Here is a 22,157-nt window from a genome sequence, read left to right as displayed (position 1 = left end):
GCGCTCGGCGCTCGGAATCGACGGGTGAACACGTTCTAATTCGCGGTCAATGCTGAGCGAGCATGTCCACCAGCAGCCCGAGCTGGGTGTTGAAGACGGCCTCGGGATCGGTCAGGGTGTCGGCGCCGTACTGCCCGAACACCTCGAGGCTGATGGCGCCGAGCACCCCGGCCCAGAACAAAAAGCATTTGGCGATGACGGCGTCGTCGCCGGGAAAGCCGAACTCGTGCCGGATCCGGGCGAAGTCTGACGACATCGGTTGCGGGACAACGGTATCGGTCAGGCGAATATCCCCGGTGGTGATCCCGGCGGCGATCGCGTCGAAGAGGGCGCCCACGACGCGGGTGCCGACTCCGACGGTGCGTTCCGCGGGGGCGTGATAACCGGGGACGGGGCTCCCGTACAACAGGGCCCACTGGGCGGGATGCTCGACGGCCCAGCGCCGCGTCGCCCGGGCGATGGCGACGACGTCGTCGCTCCAGAATTCGCCCATGGTGTCGCGGGCCCGGTCCACCGTGTTGGCCAGATCTGAATAGGCGTCGATCAGCAGCAGGGTGAGCAGTTCGTCTCGGCTGGACACGTACCGGTACACCGCCGAGGAGACCATGCCCAGGTCGCGGGCGATCGCCCGCAACGACAGCCCGGCGGCGCCGCGATCGGCCAGGTGGCGGCGGCCCAGCTCGACGATGCGCGCCTCGATCTGTTCCCGCGACTCCTGGCGTTTGCCCACGTCGCCAGTCTGACACAAAACGAGAACACCGCTCTTGCTTTCCGGCGAGTGTTGTGCCATTGTGACCAAGCAGGAGAGCACTGCTCTCAACTTTTCCCGGCCGGACGAGAGGATCCGCGATGTCCACGCGCTACCAAGAACCCAACCGGGCCGCTCGCGCCGGCAACGTCGTCATCCGCTGGCTCGCCGACCTCGGGATCAGCATCGCCGGGACCCGCTCGCTGCGCGTCCGTGGGCGCAAGACGGGAAAGCAGCGCGCCGTCGTCATCAACCTGTTGACCATCGACGGCGTGGACTACCTGGTCTCCCCCAGAGGCAACACCCAGTGGGCGCGCAACGTCAGGGCCGCGAGGGTCGTCGAAGTGGGACCGCGCTGGCGGCGGCGACGCCTGCAGGCCGTCGAGGTCGACGACGCGGCCAAGCCCGCGTTGTTGAAGCGCTACCTGGACAGGTGGTACTGGCAGGTCAAGGGCTACGTGGCCGGCCTGACACCGGAGTCCAGCGATGACGAACTCCGGGCCGGCGCCCCGTCGATCCCGGTGTTCGTGCTCAGGCCGGCTGACGAGCCTTAGCCGCCGTTGACCTGCCCGGCCATGTCCTGGTGGACCTGTTCGGAGGTGGACCGCCACGACACCGCCGCGGGAAAGTCGCCCCACATGCTGTTGAAGATCCCGACGATCTGTCCGGGGCCCGTGGCAGGAGCCAGATACACCGGGCCGCCCGAGTCGCCCGGATGGCTCTGGACACCGTGGGACATGGTGAACCAGCCGTTGTTCACGGCCTCGACGGTTCCGCAGGTTTCGCCGGTGGAGACGCCGAAGTGGCAGACCGCCTGCCCGGGCTGGACCGCGACGTTCGGGCTCGATACCAGCGGCCGTCCGCCCGGCAGGATGTTGTTCAGCGGGACATTGGGATCCAGCGCGATCACCTCGTAGTCGCTGATCGCCTGGTCGACGGCGACCGTCGAGCCACTGGGCGTGTCGTCGCGGAAGGTCGCGAGATGGCCGATGGGATTGCGGTTCTTGTCCGTGACGACGTTGCCGGTGCTGCGGCAATGTCCGGCGGTGTATGCGACCCGCGCGGCCTGATCGACGTAGCCCAGCGTGCACAGCCGGTTGTCCTGCAGGATCTCCATGCCCGGGGACACCACCACGGGGTCGGCGTGGGCCTTCGCGGGCGGCAATCCGGGCGTGCAGGCCAGTGCAGCAATTGCGGCGGCCAGTACGCGAAGTGCCATGCGATACACCATGGACGGACTCCGTTCCGTCAAGGTCGGCGCGTGCTCCGACCACAAGTTGAGATTACGTCGTTACTGTTTCGTCATCGGCCTTTTCGCGCCAGCCGGAGCCGGCGTTACAGCGACGAGGCCAGCCGGACGGAGTCGTCGGCCTGCGCGGCCGGGCGCGGAGTCCAGCCCGGCGGCCCGAAGACGTAGCCCAGCCGGTCGCGCAGCCGGCTCGCCGAGCGCCAGTCGCGCACGATCGCGACGTATTCGCGGGTCTGCAGGTTCCAGATGTTGAAGGTGTCCACCTGCTTGGTGAGGCCGTAATGCGGGCGGAACAGCTCGGCCTGGAAACTGCCGAACAGGCGGTCCCAGATGATGAAGATGCCGCCGTAGTTCTTGTCGAGGTACACCTTGTCCATGCCGTGGTGCACCCGGTGGTGTGACGGCGTATTGAACACGAATTCGATCGGTCGCGGGAGCTTGCCGATCCGCTCGGTGTGCACCCAGTACTGGTAGATCAGGTTCACCGAGAAGGCGAAGAACACCATCCAGGGCGGAATCCCCAACAGCGGCAACGGAATCCACATCAGGATCTCGCCGCTGTTGTTCCACTTCTGCCGTAGCGCGGTCGCGAAGTTGAAGTACTGGCTGGAGTGGTGAGCCTGGTGAGTGGCCCAGATCAGCCGCACCCGGTGGGCGATGCGATGGTAGGCGTAGTACAGCAGGTCGACACCGACGAGCGCGACGACCCAGGTGTACCATTGGTCTACCCGCAGGTGCCATGGCGCGACGTAGGCATAGATCGCGGCATACCCGAGCAGGGCCAGGGTCTTCCAGCCGGCGGTGGTGGCGATCGACACCAGCCCCATCGAGATGCTCGCCCACGAATCGCGGGTCAGATACGCACCCGACGCCGGCCTGGGATCCTCGGCGGCCTCGAGGTGTTCGAGTTTGCGCGCGGCGGTCCACTCGACAATCAGCAGCAGCAGGAAAAATGGGATCGCGAACAGCACCGGGTCCCGCATTTGCGGAGGTAGTGCAGCTAAGAACCCCGTGATGGCACCCACCCAGATAGATTACGACGGCCGGCTTCGGATGCCGGTCGGCCCCGACCGATTAGGTGGTGAGCGGGTGACTGCTGTGCTGGTAGTCGGCTCCGGATTCGCGGGTCTATGGGCAGCGCTGGGCGCTGCCCGGCGGCTCGACGAGCTCGCCGTGCGAACCGTCGACCTGACCGTGCTGTGCGCTACGCCGTTCCACGACATCCGGGTCCGCAACTACGAGGCCGATTTGAGCGCCTGCCGTATCCCGCTTGCCGAACTCCTCGACCCCGTCGGTGTGGCCCACGCCGTCGCCGAGGTCACTGGGATCGACGCCGGTGCGCGCACGGTGACCACCTCCGCCGGTGTGACGTACGGCTACGACCGGCTGGTGCTGGCGTCGGGCAGCCGGGTGCTCAAGCCCGCCGTGCCGGGGCTGCGGGACTTCGGGTTCGACGTCGACACCTACGACGGCGCCGTCGCGCTGCAGCGGCATCTGCAGCGGCTTGCCGACGACGCCCCCACACCCGCGGCGGCGACCGTCGTCGTGGTCGGTGCCGGGCTGACCGGAATCGAGACGGCCTGCGAGCTGCCGAATCGGTTGCGCGCGTTGTTCTCTGGCGGTCCCCGGGTGATTCTCGTCGACCGCAATCCGTTGGTCGGCTCCGATATGGGAGCTTCGGCCCGGCCGGTGATCGAGAAAGCGCTGTCGGACAACGGGATTGAGACCAGGACGGGCGTCGACGTCGCCGCCGTCAGTCGCAGCGGTGTGTCGCTGTCGTCGGGTGAAGAACTGGACGCGGCCACCGTGGTGTGGTGTGCCGGGATGCGGGCCAGCTCGCTCACCGAACAGCTGGGTGTCGGCCGCGACCGCTCGGGCCGGGTGCTCGTCGATGACTACCTGCGGGTGATCGGCGTCGAGTCGGTCTTCGCCGCCGGTGACGTGGCGGCGGCGCGCATGGATGACGAACACTTGTCGGTGATGTCGTGCCAGCATGGACGGCCGATGGGCCGCTATGCGGGCTACAACGTCATCAGCGACCTGTGTGGCGAACCGATGCTGCCCCTTCGAATACCTTGGTATGTAACCGTTCTCGATCTCGGTCCGGCCGGTGCCGTCTACACCGAAGGGTGGGATCGCGTGGTGGTCTCCACCGGCGCGGAAGCCAAAGCCACCAAGCAGACCATCAATTCCCGCCGCATCTACCCTCCGCTGACCGGTGTCCGCGCCGACCTGCTGGCCGCGGCCGCACCGCAGCTGCAGGCCCGCCCGTAGCCGTCAGTCGGACTGCGCTCCGTCACCGGCGTACCACTGCACCGCGCGAACGCCGGGTTGCAGCGACAGCTCTGCCACCAATCGCTCCAGCTTGGCCGGTGTATGACCATCCACGAGAAGGTGTGCGGTCAGCGTGATCTCGTCGTCGGCGGCCTGCCCGGTGTGGATGCCGCGCAACGTCAGGTCATTGCTGCTGGCGTGCTGGACCAGTTGGGCGCGGGCATACTTCTCGGATTTCGGGCGACAGACCGCTTGCACCAGGAAGGGTTGCCGGCCTTCGTCTTCCTCGGCGTCGTTGTCGTGGTCGATCACCCGGCCCAGCGGGCGCCCCACCACGTGGATGGTGATGACGACGAGGGTGGCGATCAGGGTGAAAATCAGGTTCCCGGAGGCGGCCAGAACGCCGATCGCGGCGGAGCACCACAGCGTGGCGGCGGTGTTGAGGCCCCGGACATTGACTCCCTCGCGCAGGATCACCCCACCGCCGAGGAACCCGATACCGGACACCACATAGGACGCGACCCTGGTCGGGCTGCTGTCCGGGGTGGCGACCGCGTACAGCACGAACAAGGTCGCCCCGGCAGCGACCAGCGCGTTCGTCCGCAGCCCTGCCCGGCGTGCTCGCCACTGCCGTTCCATGCCGATCAGGGCGCCGCAACCGACCCCGACGCCCAGCCGGAGCGCGAAATCGGCGACGCTCAGCGTCTGCGTCATAGCGGACTCCTTCCCCGGCGGCACCACCGCGCAGCCCCCGCGCCGCATGGGCCCAGCCAACCACGCTCAGGTGAACAGTAGATGGATCTCGGCCACATCCGTTCCCCGATGGCCATCTCCGCGCAACCTTCGCTACCCGGACTTGTTGGAGAGTTGCTGCGGGCAGTAGTACTTCGCCGCGATCCCAACGAACAGGGTGGCGTGATCCGTGGTCAATCCGGGGTTCTCGCGCTGCAGGGTGTGAACCAATTCCGGGCCGGATTTGCCCGCTCCGATCAACCCGCACACCGCCTTTGCGAATGCGACAGCCTGACCCGAGTCGGTGTAGGTGATACCCGCGCCGCGCACGGTCGCAAGGAAGCCGGCGTCGCCGGAGCCGCCGTCCGGATCGCCGTGGGCGGTCGCGGCCAGGCCGATCATCGCGGCAGCGCCGAGGAGCGCGAGGAGCGGTCGCACAGAGCAGCGCCCGTCCATCAGGCCTTCGAAAGTTGGTGCGGGCAATAGAATTTCGCCGAGATCATCGCGAAGTTCGATGCCTGTTCCATGTCCATTCCCGGGTTACGGCTTTTCACGTCGTGGAGCAGCTCCAAGTTGTCCTCGCCGTTGTTCAGGCATGAGCACACCGCCCGGCCCGCCGCGACGGCAGCACTCTCGCTCGAGAAGCTGAACCCGGCTTGGCGCAGTGCGGCAATGAAACCCGCGTCGTCACCGTTCGGTTCCGGAACGGGATCGGCATGGGCCGGTGCCGCGAAGGCGATCGCTGCGGCAACGCCAACTACCGTCAGTAGCCGTTTCATAACTCTTGTCCCCTAACCTGATTGCGCTTCATCGGACGGGATCACCTTGGACTTACCCTTTTTCAGATGCACCGCGTGGATGCCGGGTTTCTTGGCCAGCTGCTCGAGCAGCGCGTCGAGACCTTCCTGATCGACGTTGTGGTGCTGCACCGTTTCGGGCTTCTCCGATATCTGAGCGACCAGACGTTTCAGGTGCTCCGGTGAGTTCTTGTCCTTGAGATCCTTGAGCGGCGTCATGCGGTTGCGAATCCCGGCACGAACCACGGTGGGCCCTCCGGCTCCCATGGCGCTGCCCAGCATCCCGGCCATCCCCATCGAACTGAACAGGCTGCCCTCGCCGAGCGCGGCCGCGGGAATGGCCTCGGGCCCGGCGGCCGTCAAGGCGGCGGCCACCGTTCTGATCGCCGGGGTAGCCGAGGCCCAGCTGGGCGGAACCGTCAACGATCCGACCAAGGTGCCCCGCGCAAATCCGGCGGTGGGAGTGACCGCGTCGAACAGCGTGCCCCGGGTAAAGCCCAACGCGCCCAGACCGGCGCCGAGCGCGTCTTTGGGGAGTGCGCCGTAGGCAACCGGTGGCGCGAACTTGAGCCATTGCGACACAGGGAAGTTGATCAACAGTCCGATGTCGTTGAACTGCGTGGTCAGCCCAATCGGCACCTTCACGGCGTTGTACATGGCGGTGTAGAAATTGGCCCCGCCCGGGATGGTGTTCAGCAGATTTGTCCAGAAGTTCTGGTAGGCGGTGGCGATGTCGGCAAGACCCGCCAGCGGCCCGGTGGCGCCGCTCGCCGTGGTGGCCAAGTTGGTTGTTCCCGCCAGGTTGGATACCACCCTTCCGGTGGTGTTGCCGGCGGACTGGGTGAGCGCGGCGGCCTGCATCTGAGGGCCCTCGTCATTGGTGGTCTTCGGCGCCGGACTGAATTCCTGCAGTTTGTTGGTGGCCGTCGCCGAGGAGGCGAAGTAGGTGTCCATTGCCTCGCCGTCTTGGGCCCACATCTCGCCATACTGGGCCTCGGTGGCCGCGATCGCCGCGGCGTTCTGACCGAACATGTTGGTCGCAATCAGCTGTGCCAGCAGTTCCCGGTTGGCCGCGATGAGCGGCGGCGGCACGTGCGCGGCGAATGCCGTTTCGTATGCGGCGGCAGCTTGCGTCGCTTGGGCCGCGGTTTGAGCGGCCTGGGCGGCGGTTTGTTGCATCCAGGCCACGTAGGGAGCGGCCGCGGCCGCCATGGCGAGCGATGACGGACCCGCCCACGGACCGGTGGTCAGATTGGCGATGACCGACGAGTAGGCGGTCGCGATGGACTGCAATTCGGCGGCCAGGTTCTCCCAGGCCGTCGCGGCCGTCACCAGCGACTCCGCACCCGGACCGGCGTACATCCGACCGGAGTTGAACTCCGGCGGAAAGGCTCCGTAAAACATGTCGTTTCCCCTTACCTGGTGGCGAGCGCTTGGCTAGACGGTGTCGGGCTGCTGTGCGTCGTGTTCATCGCGGTCAGTCCTCCAGAGCCGGTATGACGATGATGGTGGCGGCGGCGGGGTCGGCCTCGGCGACGAGGCCGCCGAGCGTCGCCGCCGTCGCGGCATTGCCGCTCACCGAGTGGGTCGCGGTGGCGGCGACGGCGCGTCCGGCCAGGCTGGACAAGGCCATCTGGCTGAACACGCCTTCCTCCCCGACCATCGCGGCTGGGGCGGCGGCCGCCAGGTTGGTGGGCAGCGCCTGGGCCAGCGTTCTGATCGCCGGCGCGGCCTCGGTCCAGCCCTGGGGCACCGACAGGCTCCCGACGAGGGCCGCCCTACCCATCGACCCGGAGACCGGGCCGCCCGCGACCGAGGAGCTCAACATCGGGTGGATGCCGGCAGCACCCCTCATCAACGGCTCCAGTGCACCCTTGATCAGCTTCGGCCCGGACAGATACGCCGCGGCGCTCTGCCCGTTCTGACCCCAGGCGTACGCCTGGCCGAACGACAGGAACGGGCCACCCGGGATGGTCGTCCACGACTGCGGCGAGTACACCCCGGTGATGGCCGACCAGATTGTGTTCCAGTTGGTTACGGCGGGCGGCACCGTCAGTCCCGTCGACGGGTCGGCCGCGGCGGTGGTGGTCGTCGATGCGAGTTGGGAGAGCTGTAGGGCGGATTTGGTGCCCGACGTAGTGCTCGATTGGGCCACCGCGGCCGCTTGCATCCCCGAGCCGGCGTCGTTGGTGGTCTGCGGTGGCTCGGTGAACGGCTGCAGCTGCGACGCCGTCGCCGACGAGCCCGCATACCCGTACATCGCCGCGGCGTCCTGCGCCCACATCTCCATGTATTCGGCTTCGGTCGCGGCGATCGCCGGGGTGTTCTGGCCCAAGATGTTGGTGGCGATCAACGACGCGAGCAGAGAGCGGTTGGCCGCGATGACGGGTGGCGGCACCGTCGCCGCAAAGGCCGCCTCGTAGGCACCCGCGGCGAGCTTGGCCTGCATTCCCGCCTGCTCGGCCTGGGCCCCCGTCGCGCTCATCCACTGCACATACGGCGCGGCGGCCGCGGCCATCGCGATCGAGGAGGGGCCCGTCCACGGCCCGCCGGAGAGGCTTTGAATCGTCGAGCCATACAGCGCCGCTGTCGAGTACAGCTCGGCGGCTAACTCGTCCCAGGCCGCGGCGGCGGCGAGCATCGGCCCCGCTCCCGCACCGACGTACATTCGACCGGAGTTGATCTCCGGTGGTAACGCCCCGAAGTCCAACATTTTTTACCTCCGCTCCCTCATTTGGCCGCCATGGTAGGCGCGGTTTCACAGCCCTCGCCGCAAACGCGCCGCAGCTCTAATGAAATACATCGAATCCGCGCTGATTTACACGTGTTTAACGACAACTGCTCGCACGCTCCCGGTTACAAATATCGTCAGGATCCCCGCCCGGTCCTGATTCAGCCTTACGCTTCGATATTGCGATCATTATGGCTCGAATTTATTCGCGACGGGTTCCCGCCGGGTAATCGCAGTGTAAAAAAGAAATGTCATTGGCGTAATCGCTCATGTGAGAACTTGGACATCGCACAGCTAACACATTGTAGGACTAGAATAGCAGCATACAGGCAATAGTATCAATGCACAGCTACGGGATCGGAGGGATCCGTGATATTCGAAATACGGCGAATGCGGCCGCTGATCGATGCGATTCAGAGGATGTCAAGTGTTATTGCAAGCTATTGTTACGGACTCGATCTGGAGTGCTCTTGCATTCTGTCTCATTTCGGCTAATCAATTACTTTGAAGCGCAAAAGTACCGCAATGGCGCTCGTGTGCATTGAAATTGCGGATAGTCTCGAACCTGTCCCCGTTTTTATGTGCGACGGCAAGCGAAAAGGCGATCGATGTTTGCCAAATTAATGTCGGTTATCCGGAATTTTTGCTCGCAGACATTCGCGTGGCGGTAGATCTCCTGGAATTCCCGGCCCGGCTGAGCATTGAACGCCTGGTGCGCTACCGGCCCGGCAGCGGCCCAAAAGTCCCGCGCCGCAACCGCATCGCCCGTGCCGGGCACCAGCATGCCACGGCCGTCGCCGGTGCCGAATTGAAAGATAATGGTCATACCGAGCTCCCCTATATTTCACCTAACGTAAACATATGGAGCTGCCACGAGGCTTATTGACTTCTGCGGGTTTGCTGTGAGGCACAGAGCAACCACAGTCGGGTGGCTCGCGTAGCCAGTCGGCCCCCGGCCGGTGCTCGCTCGGTTAGCTGCCGCTACCGGAGCCGGGATTGGTGCCGCCGCTGTCGGTGGACAGCCGCTCGGGGCAATAGGCCATGGCGGCCGCCTTGGCGAACTTGGCGGCGCTGGCCATCGTGAATGCCGGGTTGAGATCTCGGATGTCTCGGATGATGTCCAGCTGAGACGTTCCGGAGTTGGCGAGGTCGCAGACCTTTTGGCCCGCCTTGATCGCGTGCTCCGGGTCGTGATAGGTGATGCCCGCGTTGTTAAGCGCGGCGAGGAAGGCGTCGTCAGCCGGGTCCGCGTGTGCGGGTGCGGCCAGGCCGATCAAGGCGGCGCCGCTCGCCAGCAGCGTTAATGCTTTCATCTGTGGCTAACCGGCGGCGGGCGGGCGTCCGATGACGCGCGGGCGGAACCCATAGATCGGGTCGGCGAACTCGTCCTCGTGCGATCCGGGAACGCCGGCCAGCGGCACCCCGGGCATGCCCATTGCTCCGGCCTCTTCCATCACCATCGGCGTGGCGGCGCCAAAGCTGTGGTACGCCCCGGCGCCCACCTGAGTCGTCGCCGAAACGGTGCTGACCGTTGCGCCGGTGGCGGCCCAGCTCGGCGGGACCGAAAGGGCTCCGACCAGACTCGCCTGCCCCACGCTGGCGGTGGCCGCCGCGCCCGGCAGGCTCGTCACCGACGATGCCAGCCCCGCGCTGTTGAGCCCGGCCGCCAGGTCCTCCAGCCCGGACGTGGTCGCGCCCTGTACGGCCGCGTTGGCAAAGGCCGTGGCGGCGGGATCGATCATCGTCGTCGGGTTCAGAATGCCGTTGGTGGTGAAGGCGTTGGACAGGCCGGAGACACTGTTGTTGTTGAGGAAGGCCCCCAGCAGATTCTCGCTATTGGGTTGATTGCTCAGCAGATTGAGCAGCCCGGAAAGTCCCGTGGTGTCGTCACCCGAGCCGGGCGTGAAGATGCTGTCCCCCGCTGCGGCGGCCAGGGCATTGTTGGCCGCGTCGGCCTGCAAGGCCGTTCCGTCCGTAGTGGTGTCGGATTGCGGTTCGCTGAACGTCGTCATTCGGCTCGCCGCGCGCGACGCGGTGCTGTAGCCGGTCATCGCGGAAGCGTCCTGCGCCCACATCTCGCCGTATTGGGCGTCGGCGGCCGCGATGGCGCCGGTATTTTGCCCGAAGATGTTGCTGGCCACCAGGTTTGCCTGCAAGGTGCGGTTGGCCGCGACGACCGGCGGGGGCACCGTCGCGGCAAACGCGGCCTCGTATGCGGCCGCGGCCGCATTTGCCTGTGCGCCGGCCTGCTCGGCCTGTACGGCGGTGGTGTTCAGCCACTCGAGATACGGCTGCACCGCCGCCACCATCTTCGCCGATGCCGGGCCGAGCCAGCCCTCGCTGACCAACGACTTGATGATGGCTTCGTAATCGGTAGCCGCAGAACGCATTTCAGCTGCCAGCGCATTCCAGGCGGCCGCGGCGGCCAGCATCGAACCCGACCCTGGACCGGCGTACATTTTTGCCGAGTTGACCTCAGGCGGCAAAGCCCCGAAATTCAGCATGACATCTCCTCCTGAAGTCTGTTATCCGGCGGCCGGTGGACGTGGCATGACAACGGGCCTAAACCCGTACCGTGGGATGGCCCGGCGCAATCGCTTGCCGGTCCCACCGAGCGGTCCGGCAACGGCGCCCGGCCCGCCCGCGGCCGGCGTCCCCGAGGACCCGATGTCACTGAGCCCGGTGACCGGCGCCGGGCCCTGACCCGCCGCGACCGTGGCTGCATTACTCCAGCTGGGCGGCACCGACATCGAACCCACCAGATGTGCGTTGCCTATCCCGGCCGTTGCGCCGGTCAGGCCCGCAGCCGGGACCGTGCTGGATGACAAGGCGGCGGTGGCGCTTTCGGCGCCGGCGCTGAAGTCGTCCAGCCCACCCAGCGTCGTGGCCGCCGTCTGCAGGAAACTGAAGCCTTCGACGGTCGAAACGATGGATTGCGGGTTGAACGGGCCGCCGGCAAGCGAACCGTTGAGGATCGAGTTGGCAAAGAAGTTGCTTTGCAAGAACTGGCCCAGGGCCGTGTTGTTGTTCCCGTCCAAAAATTGCGTCAGGTACCAATACAGGTCTCCCGGAGCCGGGGCGCCCACAGCATCGGTAGTGATGTCACCAGTCGAGCCATCGGCCGAGAAAGTCGACATCATCGACCGCGCGGTCCCAGCCGACGTGTTAGCCGCCTGGTTAACAGCCTCATTTTGTTCGGCCACCGCGTCGGGAGTGGTGTTGGTCTGCGGCGAGGTGAACGGCGTCATCTGCGCCGCGGACCGCGAGGCCACGGCATAGCCGTTCATCGCCCCGGCGTCCTGCGCCCACATCTCCATGTACTGGGCTTCGGTGGCCGCGATCGCCGGGGTGTTCTGCCCGAAGATGTTGGTAGCCACCAGGTTCGCCAGCAGGGTGCGGTTGGCGGCGACGACCGGCGGGGGCACCGTCATGCCGAACGCGGCCTCGAAAGCCGTCGCGGCCGCATTGGCCTGTATGCCGGTCTGCTCGGCCTGGGCGGCGGTGGTGTTGAGCCACGCCAGGTACTGCGCTGCCGCGGCCAACATGGAGGCCGAGGACGGACCGATCCAGCCCGCGCTGCTCAGCTCCCGAATAACCGACTCGTAATCGGTTGCCGCGGAGCGCATTTCGGCCGCCAGTGCGTTCCATGCCGCGGCAGCAGCCAGCAACGGCCCCGATCCGGGACCGGAATACATTCTGGTCGAATTGACCTCCGGCGGTAACGCCGCAAAATCCAGCATGGTTCCCCCTCGGCGCTCAGCAGGCGGCGGCTGTGTTGGCTGCCTCGGTAGCCGTACACGAACCGGCAGTGGTCTGTACGTTGACGAAGGTCATCGGAGTTCTCCTCAGGAATAAGGGTGAGCCGGAGACGCGACCCTTGCCGGGACATACACCGATTGCGCAGCGCGGGTAGGCGACTCGGTGCAAGCCGATACGCGAGAGCGAAGCCTTACTCGGCTCGAACGAAACGTCATCGATCGAGAATGGGGACTAATTTCGTTCTCACCTCCTTCAGGCCTGGGCACACCGAGATGCCATTATTCTGCACGAAGGAGTGAGGACGCCCGGCGCATTCGCCGAATCCGCACCCCTCTCATCAGAGCTTCGGCACCACACTGCGTATCCGGCCGACCAAAGCCAGAAGCCACTTGGGCTCAACCCTTAAGCCGGGAAGAGCTGTCCTGACCCTGGGCGTCTTTCGACGTTTCAGGTCAGTGGCCTGTATCCGTATGGAAGCCTCACCTAACGAGGTGCTTGCACACGCCATCGTGGCATCCGAGACAGAGCGAGTCAAGCTTGCTGCGAGGCGTTCGCAACAATTCACTGCGCCGCCACACCGATTCCATTCGGCGGCCCTGCGGCCGTGTTAAAACACGACCGCTAGCTCGACTTCTTCTCGGCGACCGCCGCGCTGAGACCCTCGAGTAAATCGTCGCCGGTGAGCTCCTTGAACCGGAGCAGCTGAAGCTCGGTGAATTCGGTGGTGTCGCTTGCCAGCACCGCGTCGAGATCCTCGTCGTCGAGACGGAAGCTCCGGTGGTCGCGGGCCTTCTCCACCACATTTCGCACGAAGCCGGCATTCCCGAGCGTGTCGATACCGCGAATCAGGTCCCCGTCTTCGGAGTAGCTCTCGTCTCGGTAGAACTTGGTGTACGACGGCAGAAGTGCCTCGGCCGCCTCCTCGGTGATAACGTCCTGGTTCTCCTGCCCCATCAGGCGGGTCAATGCGACCAGCTCGTCCGGGGTGTAGCTGAAGAACTCGATCACGGTCGAAAAGCGCCGTCGCAGGCCCTGGTTCACGTCGAGCATCTTGTCCATCGCCTTGGCGTAGCCCGCGCCGAAGACCACCAGATCGTCGCGATGGTTCTCCATGTACAGCAGCAAGGTGTTGATGATCGCGTTGCCGTACGGGTCGCCCTGCTGATAGCCCTTTTCGTGCAACGTGTGCATCTCGTCGAAGAAGACCGCTCCGCCCAGCGCGCCCTCGAGCATCTCCTCGGTGTTCTTCTCCGCGTCGGCCATGTAGCGACCCAACAGCTTGGTGCGGCTGGTCTCCACCACCACGGGCTTGCGCAGCACCGTCAACCCGCACAGCTGCTTGCTGAAAGCGCGTGCCACAGTGGTCTTTCCGGTACCGGGCGGCCCCAGCAACAAGGTGTGGCGCGAGGTGACGGGCACCGGGAGGCCCATCTTCGCGCGGGCCAGATTCACCTTGGTCGTGGACTTGATGAGTTTGATTTCGCGCTTCGCTCGCTCCATGCCCAGCATGGCGTTGAGCTCCTCGTCGCCCTCTTCCAAGTACTTGGCGGCCGTCTCGGCGTGCCGGGCCGCCTCGGCCTGGGCGCGGGTCGGTGCGCTGTCCGGGTCCCAGGGATCGGTTCGCGCCTCGATGGTTTCCGGATCGGTCAGCACCAATTGGTAGTTGGGGTTGTCCAGGGCCTCGCGAGCCGGGGCGAACTTCGGGTCCCGCGAGTACACCCGGCGCAGCACGTCGATGGCCTCTTCCTCGCGACCGAGATGCCGCAGGCACATGCCTTGGGTGTACAGGGCGACGTTGGCCGCGCCCGGTACCCGGTCCGCCTCGATGGCGTCGTGGCTGCGCCGGATCGCCTCCTCGAAGACTCCGAGCGACGCCAGCGCCGTGGTCGCCATCGCCGCGCCGGCGGCCTTCAGCTCGGGGTTACGCCAGATCTTTCCCTCCGGAAATTGCACGAGCACGTCCGGCCATCGCCCCGCGCGGAAGTAAAGAATCCCACGCACGTAGGCGATCAGCTCTTCGTCGATGGGCTGGCGGGGTTCGACGCGATCGAGCAGCTTGACGGCTTCCTCGAAGCGCTTCGCCTCCGCGAGCACCGCCGCGTAGGCGCACGCGAGCGACTCCACGGACAGCACCGCCAGCCGCAGAAACAGCCCGTCGGAGACGTCGGGATGGAACTGCATTTCGGTGACACCGAGCCGACGGGTTTCCCAGCCGAACGTGCCGACCGCCGCCCAGGCGCCGGCGATCACCTCGATGCCCTGATCACCTGCCAGCAGCCGGGCCAGCCAGGCGTCGCACATCGCCGGGTCCAGCGTGGTCGCGGTGGTGAACATCCGCAGCGCCACTTGCGGGTTATGGCTCGGCTGCAGCCCGTTGACGGAGATTCCCGACGCCAACAGGCCGGCAACCATTGCGTTACGGGCGTCCTCCGCCGTCAATTGCGGGCGGCTCATTGACCTGCGAGCAAGCGCTCAGCGCCCTCCCGTACCTGGCCGACCTGGAGCACTAAGTCGTCGTCCTCAAGGAGCCCCCGGGTGGGCACGACCAGCAGTGGGCGAGTCGTCGGAGCAGGCAGGCTGGCGCGTACCGCGGCCAACTGGCGGCCGGTGAGCCGGTTGAGGCCGGACGACACTCCCCTGGGCAGCCGGCTATCGCTGTGATAGCGCACCCAGCCCGACACCTCGGGATGGCCGTCGTCTGCGGTGAGCTGGATAGTCACCACGGTCGCCTCGGCGTCGGGCAGCCACAGCTCCTCCAGCGTCTCGGTGGTGATGTCCGACGGCGTCAGCCAGAAGCTGGTCGCGAAGCCGTTGAAGTGCTTGAGGTAGCGCCATCCCGGGCGGCTCCAGGTCGGTTCCAGATCGGCCAGCACGGCGCTGTCGACCTCGGCGATCTCCTCGGAGGTCAGCGGCCGGGGCGCACAGCCCGGTGCGTCCAGGTCCTGGACCAGCCGCTCCGTCGCCGCGACCAGCGTCGAAGCCAGTGAATCGCGGGCCGCCACCGCGGCGACATTGGCCTGCGGGTTCATCCGCAGCACCAGCCAGGTGCGCCGCACGTACGAGGCGGGCTGATCGCTGACCAGCCCCCATTCTTCGGGACCCAGCTTGTCGAGCTTGGACAACTCGGCGGCGTTTCCACCGCGACGCATTTGCACCGAGACGATGTCGATGCCGTCCAGGTTGACGTCGAACTGGCGCAGTCCGGAGGCAACCGATCGGACCAGCAGGCTGGCCGGCGGCGCGCTCTTCTGGCGGTGGTGGCGCGATGCATCGTCATCGCCGTCCAGGGCGATGACGGTGACCAGGCGGCCGTCGTACTCGCGCACCCCGACCTTGTCGCGCCCGTACCGGCGCTGGTAGTCAATTGCGGGCGTGCACCCCGCGGCCAGCGTGGTGCCCGGGTCGGCCGACCAGTCCCAGAGCCATCCGGCCAGGCCGGAGGTCACGGTCAGGCCGTGATGGGTGACCAGCGACAACAGCGTGATGATCGCCGAGATGCCGACGCCGACCCACCAGGCGATGTGGTATTTGCCCTGCCAGGAGTCGGGGCAGTGACTGGCGATCAACAGGATCCCGACGACGACCAAGAACACGACCGTGACTCGCGCCCATGACAAAGACAACCCAAACCTGCGCTGAGCCTTCATTGCTTTTACTGCTCCGCCCTTATTGTTGCTGCCTGCGGCGCTTCATCAACGTCGCGATACCAAATACTGCCCCGCCGATCAGTAGTGCTCCGGTCAGCCCCCCGGCCGCCACCCAGACGGGCAGCATGTCGCGGTGCGGCGGCGCCTTCGGCACGTTCAACGGTATCGACAGTTGCTGCGGGGGCTTGAGCGGCCCGTCGGGAATGTCCCAGGTCAGCGCCGCCACCGGGTCGATGACGCCGTAGCCGAGCTGGTTGTCGACCCCCCGGGCCGGCGCACGCGCGGAGCGCTCCAACCGGTTGATCACCTGATATGCGGACAGCTGGGGATACTTGGCGCGGACGAGTGCGGCCACCCCGGACACGATCGCGGCCGAGAAGCTGGTGCCGCTGGGAACCAGCAGCGAGTTGTCCGGCCCGTCGATCGCGTTGATCAGGCCGTCGTCTCGCGGCGAGAGCCCGATGACGTCGGTTCCGGGCGCGGCGATCCCCACCCACGGTCCGGCGACGCTCGACGGGCCCTGCCCGTTGGCGCCCTGGGTCTGCGGGTGACCTTCGGAATCCACCGCGCCGACGGTCAAGACGTAGTCGCTGAACCAGGAGGGCGTCACCACGGTGGTGACGGCGTTCCAGTCGCGCGGGTCTTTGGGCTTCAGCGGATCGAAGATCGGGTTCTGCTTGCAGTCCTTCTTGCTGGTGTCGCCGGCGGCGGCCACGATCACGGCGTTGCGCTCCACCGCCGCATACCGTACCGCCGCCCCCAGTGCGCGCTGGTCGACGATATTGCGTGCACTCATGCAGGTCACATCGGAAATGTTGATCACCGATGCCCCCAGGTTGGCGGCGTGCACGATGGCGCGTGCCATCGTCTCGACGCCGGAGATCTTCGCCGAGGTCTGCGGGTCCTCATCGCCGGTGTAGGCGTCCTTGAGGCCGAAGGCCTGGCTGGACTGGCGGATCGCGATGATTTCGACATCGGGGGCGATACCGCTGTAGGCGTCGGGTCCCGCCAACGGTGCCGGTGGCGGAGGCGGTGGTGGCGTCGGCGTCGGCGCCAGCGGATGCGGATTGCCGGCCTTGATCGTCTGCGCGCCACCGGAATACGCCGGGATCGTCACCGTGCCGCCGCCGTGGTTAGCGGCTCCGGGAGCCGCCGGCGCGGGTGGCGCGGGTGACGCGGGTGGCGGTGGCGGACCCGGCGGTGCTCCCTGCGGAGCTTGCGACGGTGAGGCCGGCGCAGGCGCAGGCTCCGACGGCGGTGGCTGCGGTGCCCATGGCGGCGGCGGCGGGCCCTCGGACGGCGGCGAGGCCGGAACCATGGTCACGGTCTGGGGCAACGGGGACAGGGTCACCGTCTGCGGCGGCGGCGCTTTCGGTGGCGCCTCGGTGGTGGGAATGGTGACCGGCTTGCGTGGTCCCGCCGCCGGCGGCGGGGCTGCGCCGTTTGCCGGTGCCGCACCGATCATCGACGCCACGATGGTGCCGTGGGCGTCGCAGTCGGACAGCCCGTCGCCGCCCATGATGTAGTCCCCGCCCGGAATCAGGTGCGGAAACCTGGAGTGCGGGGTGACACCGGTGTCGATGACGGCGACCTTGATCCCGGCGCCGCGGCCGAACTGCCATGCCTCCTGCAGGTTCAGCATGTCCATGTACTTCGGCTGCAGCTTGAAATTGGTGCCGGGTAGCACCCCGACCTCGGTGCAGTAGGAGTTCTGCTTCATCGGCGCCGGCGGACCCGGCGGACCGTCCGGCGGCACCGCCGCCGGGTCGATGATTGGCGGCGATATCGCGTACGCCGGCGGTAAGCCGGCCAGTGAACCCGACGTCAGCAGGAGTGCGGCTATCGCCGCACGGGATACGCGCCTACGCCACACCTTGCCGTTACCGGTACCGGATTGCTGCATAAACATTCATCAACCACAACGCCAGCGGGAAGATCGGCATCAGGCAGACGTATTCAATCCACTCCACAAACTTGCGGAATAGCGGGCTGTAGATGCTGTTCGGCACGACGGCGGCCGACACCAGACCCGCGGCGGGCAGCAGCACCAGGATCCCCACGCAGACCGACACCGACAGCGGCGACTGCAGTTCCAGTGCGTAGCGCACCACGACCGTCGCAACGATCATCACCGACGTCCCGGCCAGCGTGATCGCCTGCAGACGATCCACATAGGAGCGGCCGCGCAGCATCAGGAAACCAGCGCAGAAACCGGCCAGCAGCAGCGGCAGCCACCGCTGCCCGGTGTGCGGGTCGGACAGGCCCGCCAGCGAGACCACCATCAGCACGCCGAAGCCGACCAGCAGGCCCGACAGGAACGACCGGGCACGCTCGGCTTGCAGCAGCACGTCGCGCACCGACGCGGGCCCCTCGAGCACCGGCGGGCCGCCGCCGGTGCGGGTCACGGTGGTGGGCAGATCGGGCCGGGCCTCGAAGACCCAGCGGCTGGTGGCCGACGGGAAGACGGGCAACCGGATACCGGACAGCCGCCGGGCCATGGCCGGGGCGCATTGGTAACCGATCACGGAGACCAGCACGATCGTCGTCAGCATCGTCACGGCGCTGGTCATCGCGACCATCCGCGCCAGGGCCGCGATTGTCGCCAGCGAACTGACGGTGATGATCGCGGTATACAACCCGAGCCGACGCCCGGTGAATCGCAGCGCCAGTATCGCGGCAATCGTCAGAACGCCGAAGCCCAGCACTGCGTGCGGCGAGCCGACACCGCCGGGTGGTGCCGCGGCCGCGGCGACCGTCAGCGGTCCGAGGCTGCTCACCAGCATGATGTCGGCGACACGGCGATCGGCGTTCGATTGAGCGCGCATCAGCAGCATCATCGAAACGCCCAGCGCGACCGCGGCGATGACCGCGGCGTAGATCGTGGTCAGCCATGAGTTGTGGTGCCAGCGCCACCAGGCGAGCAAGGCCGAGGCGAGCAGGACGCCGCCGGCCACCATCGAGGCACCGACCTGTACGGCAACGACCGGGTCGATCGCGGCGAAGCGCTTGCTCAGGTTCTGCGAGACGGCGGTGGAAATGTGCTCGATGACCTGCGAGCGCTTCTCGGTGTCGGGGATGAACCGGATCCACAGACGGTCGCCGTCGAGGACGTCTTGCTCGGTCAGCGATTGGGTGGCCCGCAGCGGCGAGCCGTCGACCAGGCACAACGCCCACTTGCCGCGACCGGTCGCCTCCAGCGGAGTCTCGCCGAGCTCACGCAGGCGGGTGTTGACCACCTTCAGCAACGGGTCGGTCATCACCGAGACCGGGGCGTTGGCGTCCAGCAGAACGCCGATTTGGACACCCTCGCCGGCCATGATGCCAACTACGACTGCCCGAGGTTGTGAGACTCCCTCGATATCAGTCTGTGGCGCATCAGCTACCGCAGTCATCGGGCTGCACCCCCTGTCGTGGTGAACGTGTGGCTCCGGGTCGTCAGTCGCGCGGAGGGCTCTGTCGATTTACTTACCGAAGCTTCGGAAAGTAGTAGTTCGACGTTTTCCAATTCCATTTACCCCGCCTTGCGATTGATGAATCCGGTGACACTGACTTGCACATTTGCCGCTAATTATTAGAGCAGTATGACGCTTTTGTGGCCTGGTCGCACCCTGAGTTCAAAAGCGTTACACGCCTTAACATTTGATACTTCTCGTTACACCCGACTGTGGGTCTTCCACTCGCCGTACGGAAGTGTGTCGAGCACGGTCTTCACGCCCACTTGCACGAGCTGTGGGGTCGCGGGACAGATCGCCAGCCACGCCTCCCCCGAACCTGCGGTCCGCGCCTGCTGATAAAGCGCGATGCGGCCGCCCGAACCGTCCTTTAGCGACAGCACGGACGCGCTGGGGCCTTTGGCGTCGTCCCGGTATTGGCGCGCATACACAGCAACTTCGGCCGCCGGGTCCGAAAGTGCCTGTCCCAGCGCGGCGACGGTGGCGGCGCTGATGCCCATCCGACGCAGGTCGCCGCCGGAGAAAACGTTGAAGCCGGACTCTTGCCACGACTTGGTGGCCTCCAGCATGTCGTCCAGTGGCACGTTGACCGCGTTGATCGCGGCGGGTTCTGCGTGGTGAATCGACTCCAGGCCGTCCAGCACGAGGGCTGCGATCGACGCGCTGTCGGCGACGGCGACGTCGTCGACCGTGATGTCGGCGCCAACCCGAACCGCCGATACCCAGTGCTGGCCGCGTCGGGCCAGGACCACCCGGAACTCGTTGTCCGGGATGTCGCGCGAGCCCGGGGGCTGGTTCTCGTCGTCCACGACGCCGTACAGGAGCTTGCCCCGCGACAGCAGTGCGATGACTTCTAGATCCGGCGCGGCGAGCACTCGCATCCGTTCCGCTACTTCTTCGTTGACATCGTCGCCTACGACGATGCCCTGCTCGCGCATCACCTTCATGCCGGGGTGATCGTTGAGCCAGTCACTGCTATCGGTGGATACGTAGGGTCGGCACCGCAGCTCCGGAGCGACGTGGCGAATGTCCAGTAACGCCTGAAGCATCCAAAAGCCGTCAACGTTGACGGTGATGTCGGTGCGAGTGCTCTGTTGGTCCATCAGTACCCCAGACGGTCGTTGTACACGGTAACCGCAGGACGCGGCAGCACACCGAACGGATGGTGTGCTGCCGCGCCTGAAGTTTCGGGTGTCAGGCCCAGCTGGACCCGACGGCGCTGTCGGTGCTGGCCATGTTGTTGCCCGCGGTCTGCACCTTCTGCCCGTGCTGGTTGGCCTGCTCGTAGATCACCTGGAAGTTGCGCCCCAACTGGGTGATGAACTCCTGGCAGGCAACCGAACCGGCGCCACCCCAGAAGTCACCGGCGGCCAGCACATCGCGCACGATGGCCTGGTGCTCGGCCTCCAACGAAGCGGCCTGCGCGCGAATCAACGCGCCGTGCGCGTCCACGTCTCCGAACTGGTAGTTAATGCTCATAGCGTTTTCTCCTAATGTCTGAAGGTTACGCAGCCGTAGCTATAACGGCTAGTGGCTGAGGGCCTGCTGCGAGGCCTGCTCTTGCGTCTCGTAGTTGTTGGCGTCACGGATGAGTCCGTCACGCACGCCGTGGAGCATGTTGACAATGTTGTTGAACGCCTGGTTCATCTGACCCATGGTGTCGTACGAGGTCGCCTGGGCCTGACCACTCCAGCCCGCACCGGCGATGTTCATCGACGACGCCCACATCTTGCGAGCCTCATCCGACACCGTCTGCGCGTGCATCTCAAAACGGCCCGCCATCGCACGCATCGCGTGCGGGTCGGTCATAAAACGTGTTGCCATGTTGCCTTTCTCCTTAATTACTTGCGACTCGAGATTTTGTTGTGATGGACAGCGGATGGGCCGGAACAGTTACAGCGGTGACGTAACTGCCGAACCGAACACCTAAGGATGATCCCCCTCCTGACCAGCACCCACCGGCCCGTCTACTCGTGAGACGGTTTGCCCGACCGCTGGGCGACTGGCGTGACCCACGTCGATGTGGGTGTCCTTAGCCTCAAAAGAAGAAACCAGTTAGCCGGCGGCGGCCGCGTTGGCTGCTTCGGTAGCGGCGTAAGAGCCCGAGCTCATGGACAGCGTGTTCACGAACTGTTCGTGAATCGCAGTCGCCTGGGCGCTGACGGCCTGGTACATCTGCGCGTGAGCGGCGAACTGAGCCGCGGTGAGCGCCGAAACTTCGTCGGCAGCTGCCGGGACGACCCCGGTCGTCGGGGCCGCCGCAGCCGCGTTTTGGGCGCTAAGAGCAGATCCGATCCCACTGAGGGTGGCGGCTGCCGCGGCCAAAGCCTCCGGCTGTGTGGTCACGAACGACATGTTGTTTCCTCCTCCATAATCCCCAAACTCTCTGATGAGAGTAGATGACCGTGTTCGGTAAAGCCTGATCCGTGGACCGCCCGTTCGCAATTGTTCACGGAACGGTACGGCGAATTCACTTTTGGTAACGACACAGTAACAGCGTAAGGCCTCGTTTTGGGGGCCCTGAGCAGCGAAATCACCTGACTGGCACAGTCTGACCTCCATCGTTGTCGAAAGCCTGCTGGCAGGGGGGTTGTCGGGGCCCACGTCGACAGGCGCTGGAATAAAATCTCGTCGCCGGTAAATCGTCCGAACCGCAGCGACATAGCTAACGGCTACTCGCATTCCGGTGTGGTGCACGGACTTGTTTCGTCGCATGTCAGCTGGCAACTGTGCGCCTGTGCGAGTCAATGCAATCACCGTTCAGCAAC

General features: G+C 66.0%; 22 protein-coding genes and 1 riboswitch. Of the genes, 2 read left to right on the top strand and 20 right to left on the bottom strand.

The genetic code is table 11. The annotated features are described in order from the left end of the window. Positions 1-46: 46 nt before the first annotated feature. On the bottom strand, positions 47-730 hold the full coding sequence (locus tag BN973_RS15375; RefSeq protein WP_198048935.1) for a TetR/AcrR family transcriptional regulator: 684 nt from the start codon (positions 728-730) through the stop codon (positions 47-49). 119 nt (positions 731-849) lie between these two features. Between BN973_RS15375 and BN973_RS15370 the strand changes: the two genes are divergently transcribed. Next, complete coding sequence (locus tag BN973_RS15370) at positions 850-1,302, top strand: nitroreductase/quinone reductase family protein (protein ID WP_036469115.1); 453 nt, start codon at positions 850-852, stop codon at positions 1,300-1,302. Here BN973_RS15370 and BN973_RS15365 read toward each other — a convergent pair. Further along, positions 1,299-1,979 (bottom strand): Rv1815 family serine proteinase, encoded by a 681-nt coding sequence (locus tag BN973_RS15365; protein ID WP_036469114.1) that lies wholly within the window; start codon positions 1,977-1,979, stop codon positions 1,299-1,301. The genes BN973_RS15370 and BN973_RS15365 overlap by 4 nt on opposite strands. Positions 1,980-2,083: 104 nt before the next feature. After that, positions 2,084-3,022, bottom strand: a complete 939-nt coding sequence (locus tag BN973_RS15360) for a sterol desaturase family protein (protein WP_036469112.1) — start codon at positions 3,020-3,022, stop codon at positions 2,084-2,086. Between the two features lie 64 nt (positions 3,023-3,086). Between BN973_RS15360 and BN973_RS15355 the strand changes: the two genes are divergently transcribed. Beyond that, positions 3,087-4,271, top strand: coding sequence for an NAD(P)/FAD-dependent oxidoreductase (locus tag BN973_RS15355; RefSeq protein WP_036472480.1), 1,185 nt, complete (start codon positions 3,087-3,089; stop codon positions 4,269-4,271). Positions 4,272-4,274: 3 nt separating this feature from the next. Here BN973_RS15355 and BN973_RS15350 read toward each other — a convergent pair whose 3' ends face one another. The 17 genes from BN973_RS15350 to BN973_RS15270 all read right to left on the bottom strand — a co-directional run bounded on the left by BN973_RS15350 (position 4,275) and on the right by BN973_RS15270 (position 21,744). Further along, a complete protein-coding gene (locus BN973_RS15350; RefSeq protein ID WP_036469111.1) occupies positions 4,275-4,985 on the bottom strand; it encodes an MgtC/SapB family protein in 711 nt (236 codons plus the stop codon). 132 nt (positions 4,986-5,117) lie between these two features. Next, complete coding sequence (locus BN973_RS15345) at positions 5,118-5,441, bottom strand: DUF732 domain-containing protein (protein ID WP_036472479.1); 324 nt, start codon at positions 5,439-5,441, stop codon at positions 5,118-5,120. 17 nt (positions 5,442-5,458) lie between these two features. Then, a complete protein-coding gene (locus BN973_RS15340) occupies positions 5,459-5,782 on the bottom strand; it encodes a DUF732 domain-containing protein (RefSeq protein ID WP_036469110.1) in 324 nt (107 codons plus the stop codon). Positions 5,783-5,794: 12 nt separating this feature from the next. Continuing rightward, positions 5,795-7,204: a PPE family protein gene (locus BN973_RS15335; protein WP_036469108.1), complete on the bottom strand. Its 1,410-nt coding sequence runs from the start codon at positions 7,202-7,204 to the stop codon at positions 5,795-5,797. Positions 7,205-7,277: 73 nt separating this feature from the next. Further along, a complete protein-coding gene (locus tag BN973_RS15330) occupies positions 7,278-8,513 on the bottom strand; it encodes a PPE family protein (protein WP_036469106.1) in 1,236 nt (411 codons plus the stop codon). 595 nt (positions 8,514-9,108) lie between these two features. Next, entirely contained in the window at positions 9,109-9,357 is a 249-nt protein-coding gene (locus BN973_RS15325) for a hypothetical protein (RefSeq protein ID WP_036469103.1), read from the bottom strand. A gap of 145 nt (positions 9,358-9,502) precedes the next feature. Further along, positions 9,503-9,844 carry a DUF732 domain-containing protein gene (locus tag BN973_RS15320; protein WP_036469101.1) on the bottom strand — a complete coding sequence of 114 codons (342 nt, stop codon included), beginning with the start codon at positions 9,842-9,844 and terminating at the stop codon, positions 9,503-9,505. 6 nt (positions 9,845-9,850) lie between these two features. Continuing rightward, a complete protein-coding gene (locus BN973_RS15315) occupies positions 9,851-11,035 on the bottom strand; it encodes a PPE family protein (RefSeq protein ID WP_036469100.1) in 1,185 nt (394 codons plus the stop codon). Between the two features lie 21 nt (positions 11,036-11,056). Then, positions 11,057-12,271 carry a PPE family protein gene (locus tag BN973_RS15310; protein ID WP_036469098.1) on the bottom strand — a complete coding sequence of 405 codons (1,215 nt, stop codon included), beginning with the start codon at positions 12,269-12,271 and terminating at the stop codon, positions 11,057-11,059. Between the two features lie 341 nt (positions 12,272-12,612). After that, positions 12,613-12,788, bottom strand: a riboswitch (M-box (ykoK) riboswitch). 123 nt (positions 12,789-12,911) lie between these two features. Further along, positions 12,912-14,744, bottom strand: a complete 1,833-nt coding sequence (gene eccA / locus BN973_RS15305; protein ID WP_036469096.1) for a type VII secretion AAA-ATPase EccA — start codon at positions 14,742-14,744, stop codon at positions 12,912-12,914. After that, on the bottom strand, positions 14,741-15,937 hold the full coding sequence (gene eccE, locus BN973_RS15300) for a type VII secretion protein EccE (protein WP_036469095.1): 1,197 nt from the start codon (positions 15,935-15,937) through the stop codon (positions 14,741-14,743). The genes eccA and eccE overlap by 4 nt, the downstream gene beginning before the upstream one ends. A gap of 19 nt (positions 15,938-15,956) precedes the next feature. Then, positions 15,957-17,840, bottom strand: a complete 1,884-nt coding sequence (locus tag BN973_RS15295; RefSeq protein ID WP_036469094.1) for a S8 family serine peptidase — start codon at positions 17,838-17,840, stop codon at positions 15,957-15,959. Next, the gene (gene eccD / locus BN973_RS15290) at positions 17,818-19,329 is read right to left on the bottom strand and encodes a type VII secretion integral membrane protein EccD (RefSeq protein WP_036469093.1); all 1,512 of its coding nucleotides are present in this window, start codon (positions 19,327-19,329) and stop codon (positions 17,818-17,820) included. The genes BN973_RS15295 and eccD overlap by 23 nt, the downstream gene beginning before the upstream one ends. A 260-nt stretch (positions 19,330-19,589) precedes the next feature. Further along, positions 19,590-20,492 carry an ESX secretion-associated protein EspG gene (locus BN973_RS15285; protein ID WP_036469092.1) on the bottom strand — a complete coding sequence of 301 codons (903 nt, stop codon included), beginning with the start codon at positions 20,490-20,492 and terminating at the stop codon, positions 19,590-19,592. A gap of 91 nt (positions 20,493-20,583) precedes the next feature. Continuing rightward, positions 20,584-20,868, bottom strand: a complete 285-nt coding sequence (locus tag BN973_RS15280) for a WXG100 family type VII secretion target (protein ID WP_036469090.1) — start codon at positions 20,866-20,868, stop codon at positions 20,584-20,586. Positions 20,869-20,916: 48 nt separating this feature from the next. Then, entirely contained in the window at positions 20,917-21,213 is a 297-nt protein-coding gene (locus BN973_RS15275) for a WXG100 family type VII secretion target (RefSeq protein WP_025735564.1), read from the bottom strand. Between the two features lie 231 nt (positions 21,214-21,444). After that, on the bottom strand, positions 21,445-21,744 hold the full coding sequence (locus tag BN973_RS15270; protein WP_036469086.1) for a PE family protein: 300 nt from the start codon (positions 21,742-21,744) through the stop codon (positions 21,445-21,447). Positions 21,745-22,157: the final 413 nt, after the last annotated feature.

Origin of the sequence: Mycobacterium triplex, from assembly GCF_000689255.1 — a bacterium.
Taxonomy (GTDB): Bacteria; Actinomycetota; Actinomycetes; order Mycobacteriales; family Mycobacteriaceae; genus Mycobacterium; species Mycobacterium triplex.
The sequence above is the reverse complement of the archived record's forward strand: the minus strand, read 5'-3'. Positions and strand labels throughout refer to the sequence as shown.

Bases quoted from the DNA above. Each gene is read 5' to 3' on its own strand.
- BN973_RS15370 (WP_036469115.1), top strand. From the start codon at position 850: ATGTCCACGCGCTACCAAGAACCCAACCGGGCCGCTCGCGCCGGCAAC.
- BN973_RS15365 (WP_036469114.1), bottom strand. From the start codon at position 1,979: ATGGTGTATCGCATGGCACTTCGCGTACTGGCCGCCGCAATTGCTGCA.
- BN973_RS15350 (WP_036469111.1), bottom strand. From the start codon at position 4,985: ATGACGCAGACGCTGAGCGTCGCCGATTTCGCGCTCCGGCTGGGCGTC.
- BN973_RS15340 (WP_036469110.1), bottom strand. From the start codon at position 5,782: ATGAAACGGCTACTGACGGTAGTTGGCGTTGCCGCAGCGATCGCCTTC.
- BN973_RS15335 (WP_036469108.1), bottom strand. From the start codon at position 7,204: ATGTTTTACGGAGCCTTTCCGCCGGAGTTCAACTCCGGTCGGATGTAC.
- BN973_RS15330 (WP_036469106.1), bottom strand. From the start codon at position 8,513: ATGTTGGACTTCGGGGCGTTACCACCGGAGATCAACTCCGGTCGAATG.
- BN973_RS15325 (WP_036469103.1), bottom strand. From the start codon at position 9,357: ATGACCATTATCTTTCAATTCGGCACCGGCGACGGCCGTGGCATGCTG.
- BN973_RS15320 (WP_036469101.1), bottom strand. From the start codon at position 9,844: ATGAAAGCATTAACGCTGCTGGCGAGCGGCGCCGCCTTGATCGGCCTG.
- BN973_RS15315 (WP_036469100.1), bottom strand. From the start codon at position 11,035: ATGCTGAATTTCGGGGCTTTGCCGCCTGAGGTCAACTCGGCAAAAATG.
- BN973_RS15310 (WP_036469098.1), bottom strand. From the start codon at position 12,271: ATGCTGGATTTTGCGGCGTTACCGCCGGAGGTCAATTCGACCAGAATG.
- eccA (WP_036469096.1), bottom strand. From the start codon at position 14,744: ATGAGCCGCCCGCAATTGACGGCGGAGGACGCCCGTAACGCAATGGTT.
- eccE (WP_036469095.1), bottom strand. From the start codon at position 15,937: ATGAAGGCTCAGCGCAGGTTTGGGTTGTCTTTGTCATGGGCGCGAGTC.
- BN973_RS15295 (WP_036469094.1), bottom strand. From the start codon at position 17,840: ATGCAGCAATCCGGTACCGGTAACGGCAAGGTGTGGCGTAGGCGCGTA.
- eccD (WP_036469093.1), bottom strand. From the start codon at position 19,329: ATGACTGCGGTAGCTGATGCGCCACAGACTGATATCGAGGGAGTCTCA.
- BN973_RS15285 (WP_036469092.1), bottom strand. From the start codon at position 20,492: ATGGACCAACAGAGCACTCGCACCGACATCACCGTCAACGTTGACGGC.
- BN973_RS15280 (WP_036469090.1), bottom strand. From the start codon at position 20,868: ATGAGCATTAACTACCAGTTCGGAGACGTGGACGCGCACGGCGCGTTG.
- BN973_RS15275 (WP_025735564.1), bottom strand. From the start codon at position 21,213: ATGGCAACACGTTTTATGACCGACCCGCACGCGATGCGTGCGATGGCG.
- BN973_RS15270 (WP_036469086.1), bottom strand. From the start codon at position 21,744: ATGTCGTTCGTGACCACACAGCCGGAGGCTTTGGCCGCGGCAGCCGCC.